Origin of the sequence: Rhodococcus sp. WB9 (genome assembly GCF_007558985.1) — a bacterium.
Lineage (GTDB): Bacteria > Actinomycetota > Actinomycetes > Mycobacteriales > Mycobacteriaceae > Rhodococcus_F > Rhodococcus_F opacus.
The window spans coordinates 673,678-690,845 of sequence record NZ_CP041769.1; the positions used below are offsets into that span (position 1 = coordinate 673,678).

Genomic DNA, 17,168 nt, shown 5'->3' on the forward strand with positions numbered 1-17,168 from the left:
GCGTGTACGAAGGTCCGGTTCAGGATCTGATCGACGAGCTCGGCAAGCTGCCCGGCGTCGGGCCGAAGAGCGCACAGCGCATCGCGTTCCACCTGCTCAGCGTCGAGCCGCCGGAGATCGACCGGCTCAAGAATGCGCTGCAGCGGGTGCGCGACGGCGTCCAGTTCTGTGTGGTGTGCGGCACGGTCTCCGACAAGGAGCACTGCCGCATCTGCGCCGATCCGCGCCGTGACCGCACGGTGATCTGTGTGGTCGAGGAGCCGAAGGACGTCCAGGCCGTCGAGCGCACGCGCGAGTTCAAGGGCCGCTATCACGTTCTGGGCGGCGCGCTGGATCCGCTGTCCGGGGTGGGTCCCGATCAGCTCCGTATCCGGGAGTTGCTCGCGCGCATCGGCAATCAGGAGGACGGCGTCGACGTCTCCGAGGTGATCATCGCGACCGACCCCAACACCGAGGGGGAGGCCACTGCGACGTATCTGGTGCGGATGCTGCGGGACTTCCCCGGGCTGACGGTCAGCAGGCTCGCGTCGGGTCTGCCGATGGGCGGCGACCTCGAGTTCGCCGACGAGCTCACGCTGGGCAGGGCGTTGTCGGGGAGACGCACGCTGTGACGTCGGATCCGGGCACTGCCGCGCCGGTGAAGCGGACGGCCGAGCAGTCGCGGTCGCTGATCGTCGACGCGGCGGGGCGGGCGTTCGCGACACGTCCGTATCGGGAGATCACGCTCAAGGACATCGCCGAGGACGCCGGGGTCAGCGCACCGCTGATCATCAAGTACTTCGGGTCGAAGGAGCAGCTGTTCGACGCGCTCGTCGATTTCCGCGCCGCCGCGGAGATCGTGTTCAGCGGTCCGCTGGGCGGTCTCGGTGAGCGGATGGTGTCGATGTTCGCGCGGCCGCTCGAACCGTACAAGCCCCTGTCGTTGAACATTCTGTTCATGAGCGGGCCGAGCGAGGAGAGCAGCCGCAAGCTCCGCGCCAACTATTCGGCGCAGATGATCGACGCGCTGGCCGAACGACTACCCGGGCCGAATGCCCGGCTGCGCGCCGAACTGGTGATGTCGATGCTGACGGGTCTCGCCGTCATGCGTCGCAAGATGATGCAGGAGCACGCGACAGGCACCCCGGAAGAGGTGGTGGCGCACTATGCCCCGCTGGTGCAGGAGTTGCTCGACGGCTGAGGGCGGATTGTCCGGCTTGCGGGGTAAATGGTTGTTCACCTACTCTGGTGAACAACCATTTACCAGCTGTGCAAGGGGTGACGTTTGACGATCTCGTTGCCGCGCCCACTGTCGGCGCTCGCGGATCAGCCGGTCGCACCGCCGGACTCTGCCGGCGGATCGCGTTATCTCTTCCCGATTCTCGCGTTCGCGGGCGTGTTCCAGGCCGTCCTGCAAACGGTCATGGTGCCCCTCCTGCCCAGCATGCCGACGTTCACCGGCGCGAGTCAGACGTCGGTGTCCTGGCTGATCACCACCACCCTCCTGGTCGGCGCGGTCGTCACCCCGATCTTCGGCAGGCTCGCCGACATGTTCGGCAAGAAGCGGATGCTTCTCGTCGCCTTCGTCTTCATGACGCTCGGCGCGTTGATCTGCGCCGTGACGTCCGACATCGCGTTCCTGATCTTCGCGCGAGGACTGCAGGGGGCAGGCGCCGCCGTCATCCCGGTCGGAATCTCGATCCTCCGCGACGAATTGCCGCGGGAGAAGGTCAACGGCGCCATCGCCATGATGAGCTCGACCCTCGGGATCGGCACGGCGCTCGGACTGCCGTTCGCGGCGTCCGTCGCCGAGTACTCAAACTGGCACGTCCTCTTCTGGGTCATCGCGGGAATCGGGCTCGCGGTCACCACGGCCGCGGTGCTGTTCATCCGCGAGTCCGAGGTGCGGTCGGGTGGGCGGTTCGACGGTGTCGGTGCCGTCGGTCTGACCGCCGCCCTCGTCTGCCTGCTCGTCCCGATCACCCAGGGCAGCTCGTGGGGCTGGGGAAGTCCCGCGGTGCTGGGCATGTTCGCGTCCGCGGTGTTCCTGTTCGCGTTGTGGGGACATCAGCAGCTGCGCAACCGGAACCCGCTCGTGGACCTGCGGGTGTCGGCGCGACGGTCGGTGCTGCTGCCGCACGTCACGGCGCTTCTCGTCGGGTTCGCGTTCTACGGAAACGCTCTCATCACCACACAGCTGCTGCAGGCGCCCCGCGGAGACGCCGGCTACGGCCTGACGATCCTCCAGGCCGCGGTGTGCCAGCTGCCGACGAGTCTGTCGATGATCGTCTTCGCGCAGGTCGGCGCCCGGGTGTCCGAGCGCTACGGGTCGAAGGTGACGATCCTGTCGGGCGCGATCTGTCTCGTCCTCGGCTACGCGCTGCACACCGTGCCGCACAAGGAATTGTGGATGGTGATCGCGGCGCTCGGTGTCGCGGCCGTCGGCACCGCGCTGGTGTACAGCACGCTGCCGATGCTGATCGTCCGGGCTGTGCCGTCCACGCAGATGGCCGCGGCCAACGGCGTCAACGTCCTGCTGCGGACGATGGGTACCACCATGTGCAGCGCGGTGGTCGCGACGGTTTTGGCGGCGAGCATGGTGGGCAGTGTCGCCTCGGCCGCCGGTTTCTCGATCGCCTACGGGGTGTGCGCCGTGCTGGCGGTCCTGGTGTTCGCGGTGTCCCTGGCCCTGCCCGGGCACGATCGGATGAAGAAAAGTCCGATAGAGCCTCTTGTGACGTAGGTCACTCACGTGTATCGTCAGTGATGCGGATCGAGGAAATGTACCTGTGAGCAGAGAAAACTCGAGAAGCAGAGATCCGGCCGAGAATGCAGAAGCATTCCCGGCCGAACCCCTGTCTGGGGTCTTTACTCCTCCATCGATTCCGCGATCTGCTTGATGGTGGCCAGCCGGCGATCCCACTCGGCGCCGATTCGTTCCAGCGTCCGCGCCGTCTTGTTGAGCTCGGCGCCCAGCGCGCGGTAGCGGATCTCGCGGCCCACCTTCACCGACTCCACCAGTCCGCAGGCCTGCAGCGCATTCAGATGCTTCGCGATGGCCTGCCTCGACACCGGAAGCCGGGTGGCGAGCGACGACGCCGACTGGTCGGCCCGCCCGAGTTCGGTGAGGATCTCCCAGCGGGTCTCGTCGGACAGCGCCGCGAACACCGAGGCCAATTCGGCGTACGTGCCCACTGTCATGCCTTCACGCCGTGCAGGTACGCGACCAGTTCGTCGAGTTCGGCGTGCCAGCCCTGGACGTTGCCCTCGCGGGCCCGCTTCTGGTCGACGACGTCGCGGTCGAGGGTGTCGAACCCGGTCTCGACGACTGTCAGTTCGGTGCCGGCCGCGTGCTCGGACAGCGTGAACCGCACCAGGGTGGAGTTGCCGATCACCGGGTCTGCTTCCATGTCGGCTGCCCAGCGGAAGCCGAACGCGTTCGGTTCGTCGACCTCCGTGACGACAGCGCGGGCGGTGCCGTGCTCGTCCCAGGTGAAGGCGGCCTTGCCGCCGACGCTGAGGTCGAGCGACGTGCGCTGCCCGAACCACTGGCTGATCTTGTCGGGATCCGTGATCGCCGCCCACACCGCCGATCTCGGGGCGTTCACGACAACGGTCCGGGTGATGCTGCTCGATGCGTCCATGGTGGGCCACCTTTTCGACGACGGTTGATATGCAACTCCATGGTTGCACTCTTTACGACGTTCTGCAACCCTTTGGTTGCGCTCGGCAGGTGAGTGCCGATGTGTACCCGGATGGACATCGGCACTCACAGGGTTTATCCACAGGCTGTGGAAAAATGGTGGGAAGGGGCGGTTCCTGTCGGGGCGGGCCGACACCGTTCCGGGCATGGAACACGACTCATGGCAGTCCATTCTCGACGCCCAGGACGGCGTCGTCACCACGGCACAGCTCCGGGCGCACGGCGTCAGTGCCACCGCACTCCGGCATCATGTGGTGTCCGGTCAGTGGCTGCGGGTGCTGCCGCGCGTCATCGCGGTCACCAACGGTCCGCTCACCCGCCCGATGGCCCTCTCCGCCGCACTCCTGTACGGCGGCCGGGCGATCCTGAGTCACCGGACCGCGGCCGAGGAATGGGGACTGCTCCGCGTCGACGACCCGTCGGCACCGGTCCACATCACTGTCCCCTACAACTGCTCGGCGGTGAATCACGGGCAGACGGTCCGCTCACCCGGCAGTCGGCGCCCGACCTCGGTCGGCAACGCACTCGTTCATGGTGGCGTCGTGGTCCATCGGTCTCGCGCGTTCGAGCACATCTCGGTCCCGTTCCGTCGGCCACGGACATCGTCGACACGGTGATCGACCTCGCGGTGTCCGAGGCCACCCCGCGGGAGGCGGCCCTCCGGTTCATCGAGGCCGCCACGAGTGGCAAGGTCCACGTCGAGGTGCTCCGGCGGAAACTCGAGGTCCGGCGTCCACACCGGTATGCGACCGACATCGCCGACGCCGTGATGCTGCTCGGCGACGGCGTTCAATCGGCCCTCGAACACCGCTACGCACTCGACGTCGAACGGGCGCACGGGCTGCCGAGCGGAAAACGTCAGATGCCGCACGTCGTGGACGGCCGGATTCTGTACGAGGACGTCGATTACAGCCCCATGTGTGTGCCGCTGATCGTCCGGCTCGACGGGCAGCAGTATCACAGCGCGCAACAGTCCCGTTTCCGTGACCGTCGGCGCGACAACGCGGCGGAGCTGGCCGACCGTCCACGGCTGGTCTACGGGTGGGATGAGACGACCCGCGACCCCTGCGGGGTATTCGACGAAGTGCGCCGGGTGTTGGTCCGCGAAGGATGGGCCGATATGTCGCGCCGCTGTCCAGCCTGCCCACGTGAGTGAGAAAGAGTGCCCCGCCACTCTTTCTCACTCACCTGCGGAGGTGAGTGAGAAAGAGTGCGGGACGACGCTTTGCCACTCACGTGCTCAGACGCGCAGGCGCTCCCGGCGCAACTGCTCGACCTCGGGCAGGTCGAGGGGCGCGAGTTCGTCGACGCCCAGCGCCCGTTTCAGGAGCAGGTCGGCGAGTTCGGGGTTGCGGGCGAGCGCGGGTCCGTGCATGTACGTGCCGATCACGGAACCCTGGACGACGCCTTCGAGCCCGTCCCCGACGCCGTTGCCGACGCCGTGCGTGACCCGGGCCAGGCCGCGGGCGTCGGTGCCGAGTGTGGTTCCGCCGCGGTGGTTTTCGAACCCAGTGAGCGGCTGCGTCAGCCCGTCCATCCGTGGTGCCGTGATCACTTCACCGATGGAACGCGTCGCCTGCGGGGACGTGGTGACGTCGAGCATCGAGACGCCGTCGACGCGTTCGCCGCTCGACGTCTCGTACCAGTTGCCGAGCACCTGGATCGCGGCACAGATCGCCAGGACGGGGGCGCCGCGTTCGGCGGCCTTCTGCAGTCCGGGGTACTTGGCGAGGTGCCGGGTGGCGAGGCGCTGCGCCGAGTCCTCGGCCCCACCGAGCGTGTAGACGTCGAGGGACTCCGGGACCGGGTCGTTCAGCGTGATCTCGACGATCTCCGCGTCGTATCCGCGCATGCGCAGTCGCTGCCGGAGGATCAGGGCGTTGCCGCCGTCGCCGTAGGTGCCCATCACGTCGGGCAGCACCAGGCCGATGCGTACGGTCGAGTCAGGCATTGCGCGCCTCCTTCGCGATGGCGGTGTTCAGGTCGCGGAAGGCGGTGTAGTTGGCGAGCACCTCGACGCGTCCGGGCGGGCAGGACGCGATGGCCCGCAACGGGTTCGGGTCGAGCGTGTGCTCGACGCCGGCGTACGTGAGGCGGACGGCCAGGTCGGTGCCGCGTTCGCCGGCGGCCACCACCTTGACGCCCTCGAAGTGCTCGAACCGCACGTCCCACAGCCAGGACAGGTCTTCGCCGTCGGGAACCTGCCCGTTGACGGCGATCACGAGTCCGTCGACGGTGGGGTCGATCATCGACAGCGCTTCCTGCCAGCCGGCGGGGTTCTTGGCGAGCAGCATGTGCACGGAGTGCGACCCGACCTCGACGGTGCTGTAGCGGCCCGCGACCTCCTGGACGGTGGCCGCCGCGGCGACGGCGTCCTCCGCCTCCGCGCCCATCGCAACGGCCGCAGCGACGGCCTGTGCGGCGTTGCCGCGGTTGGCGCGTCCGGGCAGGGCGAGGGTCATCGGGATCTTCAGGCCGTCGGGCCCGTACAGGTTTTCGTCGTCCAGCCACCAGTCGGGGGTCGGGCGCGCGAAGTCGGAACCCGTGCTGCGCCAGTGCGAGCCCTCCCACACGATGGGTTCGCCGGTGCGCGGACAGCTGGCGGCGTCGCTGGCCCATCCGCCCCCGGCGGCGACCCAGACGACGTTCTTCGCGTCGTAGGCCACCGAGGTGACGAGGACGTCGTCGCAGTTGGCGATCACGACGGCCTCCGGGTGCGCGGCGACGCAGGCGCGGAGTTTGCGTTCGATCATGTTGATCTCGCCGACCCGGTCGAGCTGGTCGCGGCTGAGGTTGAGCAGAACCAGGGCCTCGGGGTTGACGGCGTCGCTGACGTGCGGGACGTGAAGCTCGTCGACCTCGAGGGCGGCGAGGGGCGCGTGGACGCGGGTGCTGAGCGCCGCGACGATGCCGGCGTCCATGTTGGCGCCGTCGGCCTGCGTCGCGACCTCACCGAGGGTGGAGAGCGCCGCCGCGGTCATCCGGGTGGTGGTGGACTTGCCGTTGGTGCCGGTGATCACCGCGGTGCGTCGGCCGGCGCCGAGCTGCTCCATCAGGGTCGGGTCGATCTTCAGGGCGATCAGTCCGCCGATCATCGAGCCCTTGCCCCGTCCCGCCTTCTGCGACGCCCAGGAGGCCGCCGCCGCTGCGCGCAGGGCGAGCTTGCCGCGCGTCGTGATCCCAGTTCCAGTACTCACTCCGCGAGTTTTGCACAGGGTCCGGTCAGACGCCGACTCGCGCGGGTGCAGGTGAGTGCGAAAGTGTGCTCGGACGCACCCTGCCGCGCACCTGGGTGGCGGCGGCACCGGCGATGACGACGGCCCCGCCGACCAGCGACAGGACGCTCGGCTCCTCGTGCAGCACCAGCCAGGACGCCCCGATCCCGACGATCGGAACCAGCAGGGAGAACGGTGCGACCATCCCGGCGGGGTAGCGGCTGAGCAGTGCCGTCCACAGACCCGAGCCCGCGACCGTGCCGAGGATCACGATGTAGGCGAGGCCTGCGAGCGCGAGCGGGCCGTTGCCGTCCAGTGACGACGTCAGGGAGTCCCAGCCCGCCGACGGACCCTCGACGCCGAACGACAGCGCCAGCATCGGCAGCGGCGGAATGACGCACATCCACAGCATCAGGCGCATCGGCTGATCCGACGCGGCCTTGCGGTTGCCGATGTTGCCCAGCGCCCACGACAGTCCCGCGAGCAGCGTCAGGGCCACCGGCAGCAGCGCGGCGTGCTGGGCGCGGTCCCAGCCGATGACTGTCATCCCGGCCATCGCCACCAACAGTCCGCACACCTGCGTCGGCCGCAGTCGCTCCCGCAGCAGGACCGCGCCGAGGACCACGGTGAACGGCGCCGAGGACTGCAGGACCAGCGACGCCAGCCCGGTGGGCATGCCGACGTGCATGGCCCAGAACAGGAAGGCGAACTGGCCGACGCCGAACCCCAGGCCGTACACCAGCAGCCACTTCAGCGGGACCTGTGGCCGGGGAACGAACAGGATGACCGGGATCGCGATGACGAAGAATCGCAGCGCGGCGAAGAAGAACGGTGGGAAGTGGTCGAGACCCGCGCGAATGGCGAGGAAGTTGAGCCCCCACAGGACGACGACGGTGAGTCCGAGCAGCCGGTCGCGGGAGGTCATGCCTTCCATCGTGAGGGCCGAAAACAATCAGGACAAGCGCATTAAAGTGGATCATCGATGTAGTTTTGCTACATGGATGCGACCCGGTTGCGCGTGCTGCGCGAGCTGGCGGACCGCGGGACGGTGGCGGCGACCGCGCAGGCGTTGTCGATGACGCCGTCGGCGGTGTCGCAGCAGCTCAAGATCCTCGCGCGGGAGGCCGGGGTGACCCTGCTCGAACCCGCCGGCCGCCGGTTGCGGCTCACGGACGCCGGTCAGGCGCTCGTCGTCCGCGCCGACGACGTCGTGGCCGCCCTGGACCGCGCGGCGGCGGAGATGAGCGCCTACCGCGGTTCGCCGCGCGGCCGCGTGCGGGTGGCGCTGTTCCCGTCCGGTGCCGCGCTGCTGCTGCCCGGACTGCTGGATACGCTGGAAGGCAGTGGGGTGGACGTGCAGGCGCGCGACGAGGACCTGCCCGCCGCCGCGGTGCCCACCCTGCTCGCCGATTACGACGTGGTGCTGACGCATCGCGACGAGCGGGCCCCGGACTCGTCCTCGCCGCGGGTGACGGCGGAACCGCTGATGCGCGAACCCATCGACCTGATCCTGCCGCCCGGCCATCCGCTCGCCGGACAGGATGCGGTTCGCCCGGACCAGTTGGCGGACGAGAGGTGGATCAGCGTGCGCGGCGGTTTCCCCGTCGACGACGTGCTGATGTCGGTGGCCGCCGCGACCGGGGTGCAGCCGCATGTGGTGATGCGCATCAACGACTTCCGGGTCATCGAGGAACTCGTCGCCGGCGGTCACGGCGTGGCCCTGCTGGCCCGCCATGCGGTGACGAGCCGCACGGTGGTGCAGCTGCCTCTCGCCGGGGTGCGCGCGGCCCGGATCTACGAACTGGCCCGGCGGCCGGCAGCCGACGACGTTCCCGCGGTGGCCACGGTGCTGCAGGCGTTCCGGGACGTCGCGGCACGGGTGCGGGACTGACCCCCGACAGCACGAAGGCCCGCACCGGGGCGGGCCTTCGACGGTAACGGTGCGGGGTCAGGCCAGCGCCTTGGCTTTCAGCGTCTCGTACTCCTGCTGAGTGATGGTGCCTGCATCGAGCAGTGCCTTCGCGTCCGCGATCTGCTCGGCCGAGGACTTGCCCGCGACGGAACGGATGTAGCTGTCCTGCGCCTGCTTCACCTCCTGCGCGGCCGCCATCGACCGCTGGGCCATGCCGTCGCTCTTGACGATGAGATACACGAGCGCGGTCAGCAGCGGGATGAAGAACAGGAAGATGATCCAGATGGCCTTCGCCCAGCCCGACGTCTTATGGTCGCGGAACAGGTCGGTGATGATGGAGAACAACAGGATCAGGTAGGCCACGAAGCCGAAGGTGACGATGATCACCCAGAGAAAGTCCCAGAAAGAGTCCATTGCAGCGCTCCATTCACAGTCGAATTCACTCTGCGCCGACTATCGCACCGGGCCGGGGCGCCCGCGTCATCCGAAACAGGTGAAATGTGGCCGGTGCCGACCCCGCCCGCGGTCGCGAAACGCCGAACGGCCGCGACACCGGTAGGTGCCGCGGCCGTTCGGGTAGGGACTACTTGCCTGCGTCGACCGCCCGGCGCATGCCGCGCTCGACCGCACCGATGATGTACGGACGCAGCTCGACGGCCGGGATGACGGCGTCGACGGAGCCGACCCGCTGTGCCCGCTGGATGTTGTGCACAGCCTCGAACTCGGCCGCGACCTCACCGAGCTTCTCGTTGCGCACCGCAGCCTGCTGGGCCGCCAGCTCCACCCGCAGGTGAGCCTGCTGGGCGTCGTTCTGGGCGCCCGCCAGGTTGGCCTCGAGCTCCCGGATCGACGGGTCGGCGGCCACCCGAGAGTTGACCTCGCGGGTGAACACCACGGCCGCGGCGGGGGCACCACCGAGGACCGAGGCGAACGAACCCTCGACCGCCAGCACCTCCATGTTGTCGTTCAGTGCTCCGGAGAACACCACGAACGCACCACCGTGGTAGCGGGAGACGACGCAGAACACGATCGGGCCGTCGAAATTGACGATGGCGCGGCCGATCTCGGCGCCGTACTCGAGCTGGATGTGCCGCAGCGAGTCCGGGGAACCGTCGAAGCCGGACAGGTTGGCCAGCACGACGAGCGGACGGCTGCCGCTGGCGGCGTTGATCGCCCGGGCCGTCTTCTTCGACGACTGCGGGAACAGCGTTCCCGCAGTCCACTGGTCGGGACCGTTGGCCGGCGACCATCCCTTACGGGCGATGGCCCGCGACTCGATCCCGATGACGCTCACCGGGTAACCGCCGAGGTGCGCGTCGAACACGACGGACGTGTCGGCGTCCGCCATGTCGGCCCACCGCTCCAGCACCGCGTGGTCCTGGTCGACGAGCGAACGCATCACCGTGCGAATGTCGAACGGCTTCTTGCGTTCCGGGTTCGTCTCCGCGGAGAAGATGTCGCCGACCGTGGTGAAGTCGCTGGACGGATGGATGTGCGGGAAGGACCGCACGTCGCGCCCGATCGGGTCGCTGGTCTGCGCCCGGCGCGGGAAGCGTTCTCCGGCAACGACGTACGCGTGGTCGTAGTGTGCGAACAGGATCTCGCACGCGGCGGGCAGGTTCGGCGCCCAGTACTGCGCCTCACCGTTCGGGCCCATCACGCGGTCGTAACCGCCGATGCCGAAGTTGTCCTCGGCCGAGACGCCACCCGAGTAGTCGAGCGAGTTCTTACCGGTGAGCACCATGGCACTGTCCGGCGTCATGACGAGGATGCCCTTGGTGTGCATCAGCATCGTGGCTTCGGCGTTCCAGTACGGCTGCGCGCCGACGTTGATGCCGGCCACGATCACGTTGACCTCGCCACCGTTCTGCGTGAACGTGATGAGGCGACGCAGGCCGCGGGACACCCAGTCCATGTTCTCGGTGCCACTGTCCATGGAGATCGTCGCGCCGGACGACAGCGCGAACCACTCGACCGGGACACCCAGCTTCTCGGCCAGGTCGACACCGGCGACGAGGCGGGCGCACTCGGCTTCCGCGACGGTGCCCAGTGCCTTCGTCGGGTCACCGAAGAGCGCGACGCGGGTCATTCCCTCGGGATGCCGGTCGGTGCGGGCCGTGACCAGACCGACGACGAGGCCGGCCTTGTTCTGACCGTACGGACGCTCGACGGGAACCAGCTGGCCCGTCTCGTCCAGGTCGTGCTCGACGAAGCTGCCGTCGCGGCCGGTGAGCAGCGGGATCAGCTCGTACGGGTAGACGGTGCCGCGGGCACGTGAGCTGCGGACCTTCTGCGTGTACGCGTCGAGCGGCTGCAGCGGCTCGGTCGGCGGCTCGGTGACCTTGACGACCACGCCGGCACCGGTGCGGTAGGAGAAGCGCAGAGCCTTCTCCCGCGACTCCGTGCCGGGCTCGCCCTGGAGCCGGGCGATCACGGTGATCTCCTCGAGTCCGGCGCCCGCGGTGAGCGGTGCCGCGACCCGGGCGAACGCCTCGAGGTCCTCGACCGGGACGTCGATCTTCGGCCACACGTACAGCACGACGCGGTTGGCGTCGAGCTTGCGCTTGCTGCCGCGCGTGGCCTGCGCCCGGCGGATGCCGTCGAGGCACGACTGCAGCACGCGTTCCGCAGCGGGAACACCGATGACCTGGCCGTCCTCGTTGCGGACCGGCGTGATGTCGCGGATCTCGGCGAGCGCGATGAGGCGTTCGTCGGTGGGGTTGTCGCGCGAGACCAGGTTGAACAGGAACGTGTCGGCGACCGCGGGGAGGCGGGTGCCGTCGAAGTTCTTCAGGCGCCACAGGTCGAGTCGCTGGCCGGTGAGCGGGTGCATGTCCCGGATCAGCGTCTCTTCCGCCAGGACACCTGCGTCGTCCGGGCGGTACGTGAACTTGCGGACGTCCATGTCGGTTCCGCCGAAGACGGACACCGTGACCCGGCGGCAGGTCGCGGCCAGCGGCAGCGCCGCCAGCGCCTTCCGCAGGTCCTCGGACATCGTGTTCGGGTCGGCGGGCGGTGCGGTCCACGACAGGTAGAGGTCGAGGACGAGGTTGTCGGGGTTCTCCGCGGCGACGGCACCGATCTCGTCGAGCGCACCGGGCAGTTCGGCGTACTCGGCGACGGCCGACACCAGGTTGAGGCGCTCGCCGAGCAGATCGAAGTTGCCGGTGACGAAACGCCGTCCGTTGCGGTCGAAGGACGTGACGTCCTCGAGCGTGCGGATGTCGTAGTAGCGACGGGTGACGACCTCGAGCAGCGGACCGACGGTCGTGCTCTTGCGTGCGATCCGCTGCCCGAGGAGCTCGGTCAGCGACTGCGGGGTGGCGACCAGGGCCTCGAGGCGTTCCTGGTAGTCGGCGGCGTCGGGACGCTCGGCGAGGTACTCGAGGCTGCCACGGACACCGTCGTAGACCTGCTCGCGGGCCTTGCGGATCTGCGGCTCGTCGAAGAACCGGAACCGCACGTTGCGGGCGACGTTTCCGATCACCGGGTACCGGACCTGGGTGGCGATGATCAGCCGGTCCAGGACCTCACCGAGTCCGCTGGGTGCGCGGCCGGGAGCGTTGCCGTCGTTCAGCCACCGATCGAGCAGGGCGGCGATGACGGGAACCTGGTTGTCCATGCGCTGCTGCGCGAGGAACAGACGGTAGACCGCCTCCTCCAGCTCGGCGGTGCGCTCGAGGTCGGTGACGTCGTAGTGACGCAGCGCCCGCGACAGCCGGGTCGTGAACGACTCGGGCAGGCCTTCGAGTTCGACGTCGAGGGTGTGGAGGTAGGTGTGGAAGTGCTCGCGCGGGCTGTGGACGCGCTCGTCACCGTCCTCCTCGGCGGCGGTCGGACGGTTACGTCCGATCTCGCAGATATCCGCGAACGTGTTCAGTAGAGCGAGCTCTGCCTGCACGAGATCCGGGTCGCCCGCGATCTCGGCGCGCAGCTTCTCGTAATCGGCGAGGAGCACTCCGGCGCGCTTCGCGCTGACGTCGTAACCGGTGAGCAGTGCGGCGAGTGCGTCGATCTGCTCGAGGGCGTCGGCCCGGGTGTTCCCGTGCGAAGCGGGGGCACCGAGATCGAACTGGACGCGAGGCGACTTCGGAGCGGTGGACTCCTCCGAGCTCTCCTCGACGCGCAGCAGTGCCGTTCCGGCGTCGACCTGGGAGTTGACCATGGCGAGAACTTCCCGCACCCGGCCTGCGACGGGAGCGCGGACCGCGGTCTCCATCTTCATGCTCTCGAGGACGACCAGCGTGGCACCGACCTCGACCTCGTCGCCGACGGACACGGGCACCGCGACCACGACTGCGGGAGCCGGTGCGCGGACGACGCCGGCCTCGTCCTGGCTGATCTGGTGGCTGATGCCGTCGACCTCGACGAGGTACTGGGCGCGGCCTGCGACCGAGACGACGTGGTGGCGGCGGTCGCCGATCACCAGGCGGCTCTCGAACTCGCTGAGCCGGTCGACCTCGACCTCGGTCTCGGGGGCGTCCCCGTCGACGCGGTAGCTGTGGGCGCCGACCTGCGTGACGGTGAGTCCGTAGGCCTGGCCCTGGTAGCTGAGCTCCACCTTGCGGCCGATGGCGTGGCCGGCGCGGGGCCGTCCACCGCGAGCGGACGACAGGAACGCCTCACGCTCGAGCTTCTCCTCGGCGTCGTAGATGTCGATGGCGGCGGCGATCAGGGCGACATCCGCGGTCCGGGACGGGACGTTGGAGGTGCCTGCGTCGGTGCGGTCCAGCCAGCCGGTGTCCGCGGACGCCGAGATGACCTCTTCGCGGTCCAGCAGGTCCAGCAGGAAGGACTTGGTGGTGGTGCCGCCCTGCAGCACGACCGTGGTCTCGCGGAGAGCGGTGCGCAGACGCGCGAGCGCCTCGGAGCGGTCGCGACCCCAGGCGATGACCTTGGCGACCATCGAGTCGTAGTCGGGCGGGATGACGTCGCCCTGGGCGATGCCGGTGTCGACGCGGAGGCCGCTGCCGAGCGGGAACTTGAGCAGCTGCACGGCGCCGGGCGCGGGAGCGAAGCCGTTGGCGGCGTCCTCCGCGTTGAGGCGGGCCTCGACGGCGTGACCGAACTCGGGCGGGCAGTCGCCGACCAGCGGCTCACCGCTGGCGACGAGGATCTGCAGCTTCACCAGGTCGATGCCCGTGGTGGCCTCGGTGATGGGGTGCTCGACCTGGAGGCGGGTGTTGACCTCGAGGAACGTGAACGTCTTCTGCTCGGGCTGGTACAGGTATTCGACCGTGCCGGCGCCGCGGTAGCCGGCGGCGCGCACGAGCTCTGCGGAGACGGTGCGCAGGTGGTTGGACTGGTCGGCGGTGAGGAGCGGCGAGCTGGACTCCTCGATGACCTTCTGGTTCTTGCGCTGGATGGAGCAGTCGCGCACACCGGGAGCCCAGACGTTGCCGAAGTTGTCGGCAATCACCTGTACCTCGACGTGGCGTGCGTCGGTGACCAGCCGTTCGATGAACACGACGGGGTCGCCGAAGGACCGCTGGGCCTCACCTTGGGTGCGTTCGAGCGCGAGTTCGAGTTCGTCCTCCGACCACACCTTGCGGATACCGCGGCCACCACCACCGGAGCGGGCCTTGATGATGAGCGGGTAGCCGATGGCCTGGGCGTGACGGCGGGCGTCGGCGCGGGTGGCGACGGGGCCGCCGCTCCACGGCGCGACCGGGACCTCCACCTTCTCGGCGAGGAGCTTGGCCTCGACCTTGTCGCCCAGCAGGCGCATCGATTCGGCGGGCGGGCCGATGAACGTGATGCCGAGCTGCTCGCAGACCTCGACGAACGCGGGATCCTCGGCGACGAAGCCCCAGCCGACCCACACGGCGTCGGCCTTGCTCTCGCGCAGCGCGCGGGCCAGCTCGGCGTGATCGAGGTAGGCGGTGCCGGTCTTGACTGTGCGCAAGCACACACCTTCGTCGGCCTGCCGAACGAACATCGCGCGGCGTTCTGCCTCCGTGTGGAGTGCGATCGTGCGAATGCCGTAGTTGTGCTCGGCGTTCAGTTCGCGCACCGCACGAATCAGGCGGACCGCCGCTTCGCCGCGGTTGACTATCGCTATTCGCTTGAACATCTGTTATCGCTCCGTTTCCGTAAAACTCATTGATCCGCAGAGTGTTTCGATGGCCAAGGCCATGTCCGCCGAGGACTGGGTGCCGCCTTCGCGGACACGTGCACCCCTGCACAACCCACTTGACTACCTCCAGGGGCGCCCCGAACGCGATCGTCGGACCTGCGCCATTGCGGGACCGATGCTCGGGGAATGCGAGCATAACGTCGAAAATTTGTACCCGCGCGTAACTTCTGCGAGGCCCCGATCTGCTTGTCAAGCGTTCAAGGACTTGCGTGTCGACGCTACGAGGGAGTAATGCGGCCGGAATTCGGCCGAACTGGGCGTCCTCCGGAGAGGTATCTGCAACCCGTTGTCACAGAGTCGTTTTCGTCCGGTTTCTCGAGAAGCTCTCGGGGAAGGGAACTTTCACGCAGAAGTTACTGGCGGTTCACCTTCGGATCGGCACCCGCGGGTTCGGTCGCGTGCGCCACCGCGCCCCGCACTCCGACGTGTGCCTCGCGGTGCATCCGGTCGACCATGTGCGGATAGTGCAGTTCGAACGCGGGCCGCTCGGAGCGGATGCGCGGCAGCTCGGTGAAGTTGTGCCGCGGCGGCGGGCACGTCGTCGCCCACTCCAGGGAGTTGCCGAACCCCCACGGATCGTCCACCGTGACCACCTCGCCGTAGCGGTAGCTCTTGAAGACGTTCCAGACGAACGGCACGGTCGACGCGCCCAGGACGAACGCGAACACCGTGGAGACCGAGTTGAGGACGGTGAAGCCGTCCGAGGGCAGGTAGTCGGCGTAGCGGCGCGGCATCCCCTCGGCGCCGAGCCAGTGCTGGACGAGGAACGTGCCGTGGAAACCGGTGAACGTGGTCCAGAAGTGCCACTTGCCGAGACGCTCGTCGAGCATGCGGCCCGTCATCTTCGGGAACCAGAAGTAGATGCCCGCGTACGTGGCGAAGACGATCGTCCCGAACAGCACGTAGTGGAAGTGGGCGATCACGAAGTAGCTGTCGGTGACGTGGAAGTCCAGCGGGGGGCTCGCGAGGATGACACCGGTGAGGCCGCCGAAGATGAATGTGATGAGGAAGCCGAGCGAGAACAGCATGGGGGTCTCGAACGTCAGCTGCCCCTTCCACATGGTGCCGATCCAGTTGAAGATCTTCACCCCGGTGGGCACCGCGATCAGGAACGTCATGAAGGAGAAGAACGGCAACAGCACCGCGCCCGTCGCGTACATGTGGTGCGCCCACACCGCGATGGAGAGGGCCGCGATGGCGATCGTCGCGTAGACGAGCCCGCTGTATCCGAAGAGCGGCTTGCGGCTGAAGACCGGGAAGATCTCCGACACGATGCCGAAGAACGGCAACGCGACGATGTAGACCTCCGGGTGGCCGAAGAACCAGAACAGGTGCTGCCACAGCAGCACGCCGCCGGTGGCCGGGTCGTACAGATTGCCGCCCAGATGGCGGTCGACGAACAGCCCCATCAGCGCTGCGGTGAGGATCGGGAACGCCACCAGGATCAGGATGCTGGTGATGAAGATGTTCCACGTGAAGATCGGCATCCGGAACATGATCATGCCCGGGGCTCGCAGGCAGATGACGGTCGTGATCATGTTGACCCCGCCGAGGATGGTGCCGAGACCGGACAGCGCCAGCCCCATGATCCACAGATCGGCGCCGACGCCCGGCGCATGCAGCGCGCTCGTCAGCGGCGAGTACGCCGTCCAGCCGAAGTCCGCGGCGCCACCCGGGGTGATGAAGCCCGCGATCGCGATGGTGCCGCCGAACAGGAATGCCCAGTAACTGAACGCGTTGAGACGGGGAAACGCGACGTCGGGGGCGCCGATCTGCAGCGGCAGGATGTAGTTGGCGAACCCGAACACGATCGGCGTCGCGTACAGCAGCAGCATGATCGTGCCGTGCATCGTGAACAGCTGGTTGTACTGCTCGTTCGACAGGAACTGCAGACCCGGGACGGCGAGCTCGCCGCGGATCAGCAGCGCCATCAGACCGCCGGCCATGAAGAAGACGAACGACGTGATCAGGTACAGAATCCCCAGATCCTTGGGATCGGTCGTCGTGATCATCTTGTAGAAGAAGCTGCCCTTGGGGCGGCGCCGGGCCGGATACGGACGGACCGGAAGATGCTGTTGAAATGCCAGATTCACGACGCCCCCCGAAGGGTCCGAGGCGGTTCGGGTCCGGTGTGGACTCCGTTACCAGGGTAGTCACCCGAAGCCCCGAGGGAGCCGCTTTCCGTGGCCGGAAACGACGCTGCCGCAGGTGCGCGTGGTGCGC

12 protein-coding genes and 1 pseudogene are annotated in these 17,168 nt (G+C 68.2%); 5 read left to right on the forward strand and 8 right to left on the reverse strand.

Annotation, left to right across the window (positions count from 1 at the left end):
* Positions 1–2 precede the first annotated feature (2 nt).
* The 3 genes from recR to FND50_RS03305 all read left to right on the forward strand — a co-directional run bounded on the left by recR (position 3) and on the right by FND50_RS03305 (position 2,722).
* Complete coding sequence (gene recR / locus FND50_RS03295) at positions 3–611, forward strand: recombination mediator RecR (protein ID WP_005248644.1); 609 nt, start codon at positions 3–5, stop codon at positions 609–611.
* A complete protein-coding gene (locus FND50_RS03300) occupies positions 608–1,180 on the forward strand; it encodes a TetR/AcrR family transcriptional regulator (RefSeq protein WP_144284739.1) in 573 nt (190 codons plus the stop codon). Before recR ends, FND50_RS03300 begins: the two co-directional genes overlap by 4 nt.
* An 84-nt stretch (positions 1,181–1,264) precedes the next feature.
* Positions 1,265–2,722: an MFS transporter gene (locus FND50_RS03305; RefSeq protein ID WP_144284740.1), complete on the forward strand. Its 1,458-nt coding sequence runs from the start codon at positions 1,265–1,267 to the stop codon at positions 2,720–2,722.
* A gap of 125 nt (positions 2,723–2,847) precedes the next feature.
* Here FND50_RS03305 and FND50_RS03310 read toward each other — a convergent pair whose 3' ends face one another.
* Entirely contained in the window at positions 2,848–3,180 is a 333-nt protein-coding gene (locus FND50_RS03310; RefSeq protein WP_144284741.1) for a metalloregulator ArsR/SmtB family transcription factor, read from the reverse strand.
* On the reverse strand, positions 3,177–3,623 hold the full coding sequence (locus FND50_RS03315) for an SRPBCC family protein (RefSeq protein WP_144284742.1): 447 nt from the start codon (positions 3,621–3,623) through the stop codon (positions 3,177–3,179). Before FND50_RS03315 ends, FND50_RS03310 begins: the two co-directional genes overlap by 4 nt.
* 205 nt (positions 3,624–3,828) lie before the next feature.
* On the opposite strand from FND50_RS03315, the pseudogene FND50_RS03320 reads away from it, so the two are divergent.
* Positions 3,829–4,838, forward strand: a pseudogene (locus tag FND50_RS03320) (type IV toxin-antitoxin system AbiEi family antitoxin domain-containing protein).
* Between the two features lie 84 nt (positions 4,839–4,922).
* Here FND50_RS03320 and FND50_RS03325 read toward each other — a convergent pair.
* From FND50_RS03325 to FND50_RS03335, 3 genes are read right to left on the reverse strand one after another with little or no spacing between them, the layout of a single operon-like run.
* Positions 4,923–5,633, reverse strand: a complete 711-nt coding sequence (locus FND50_RS03325) for a type 1 glutamine amidotransferase (RefSeq protein ID WP_144284743.1) — start codon at positions 5,631–5,633, stop codon at positions 4,923–4,925.
* Entirely contained in the window at positions 5,626–6,879 is a 1,254-nt protein-coding gene (locus FND50_RS03330) for a MurT ligase domain-containing protein (protein ID WP_144284744.1), read from the reverse strand. The genes FND50_RS03325 and FND50_RS03330 overlap by 8 nt, the downstream gene beginning before the upstream one ends.
* A 25-nt stretch (positions 6,880–6,904) precedes the next feature.
* Complete coding sequence (locus FND50_RS03335) at positions 6,905–7,822, reverse strand: EamA family transporter (RefSeq protein ID WP_144284745.1); 918 nt, start codon at positions 7,820–7,822, stop codon at positions 6,905–6,907.
* Between the two features lie 72 nt (positions 7,823–7,894).
* Here FND50_RS03335 and FND50_RS03340 point away from each other — a divergent pair, with 72 nt between their 5' ends.
* On the forward strand, positions 7,895–8,788 hold the full coding sequence (locus FND50_RS03340; RefSeq protein ID WP_144284746.1) for a LysR family transcriptional regulator: 894 nt from the start codon (positions 7,895–7,897) through the stop codon (positions 8,786–8,788).
* A gap of 57 nt (positions 8,789–8,845) precedes the next feature.
* On the opposite strand, the gene FND50_RS03345 is transcribed toward FND50_RS03340, so the two are convergent.
* The 3 genes from FND50_RS03345 to ctaD all read right to left on the reverse strand — a co-directional run bounded on the left by FND50_RS03345 (position 8,846) and on the right by ctaD (position 17,038).
* Positions 8,846–9,223: an SHOCT domain-containing protein gene (locus tag FND50_RS03345; protein ID WP_005253383.1), complete on the reverse strand. Its 378-nt coding sequence runs from the start codon at positions 9,221–9,223 to the stop codon at positions 8,846–8,848.
* Between the two features lie 169 nt (positions 9,224–9,392).
* Entirely contained in the window at positions 9,393–14,882 is a 5,490-nt protein-coding gene (locus FND50_RS03350; protein WP_144284747.1) for a biotin carboxylase N-terminal domain-containing protein, read from the reverse strand.
* 416 nt (positions 14,883–15,298) lie between these two features.
* Complete coding sequence (gene ctaD, locus FND50_RS03360) at positions 15,299–17,038, reverse strand: cytochrome c oxidase subunit I (protein ID WP_005248628.1); 1,740 nt, start codon at positions 17,036–17,038, stop codon at positions 15,299–15,301.
* Positions 17,039–17,168: the final 130 nt, after the last annotated feature.

Coding starts and splice junctions, on each gene's coding strand:
- FND50_RS03310 (WP_144284741.1), bottom strand. CDS start 3,180: ATGACAGTGGGCACGTACGCCGAATTGGCCTCGGTGTTCGCGGCGCTG.
- FND50_RS03315 (WP_144284742.1), bottom strand. CDS start 3,623: ATGGACGCATCGAGCAGCATCACCCGGACCGTTGTCGTGAACGCCCCG.
- FND50_RS03325 (WP_144284743.1), bottom strand. CDS start 5,633: ATGCCTGACTCGACCGTACGCATCGGCCTGGTGCTGCCCGACGTGATG.
- FND50_RS03335 (WP_144284745.1), bottom strand. CDS start 7,822: ATGACCTCCCGCGACCGGCTGCTCGGACTCACCGTCGTCGTCCTGTGG.
- FND50_RS03340 (WP_144284746.1), top strand. CDS start 7,895: ATGGATGCGACCCGGTTGCGCGTGCTGCGCGAGCTGGCGGACCGCGGG.
- FND50_RS03345 (WP_005253383.1), bottom strand. CDS start 9,223: ATGGACTCTTTCTGGGACTTTCTCTGGGTGATCATCGTCACCTTCGGC.
- FND50_RS03350 (WP_144284747.1), bottom strand. CDS start 14,882: ATGTTCAAGCGAATAGCGATAGTCAACCGCGGCGAAGCGGCGGTCCGC.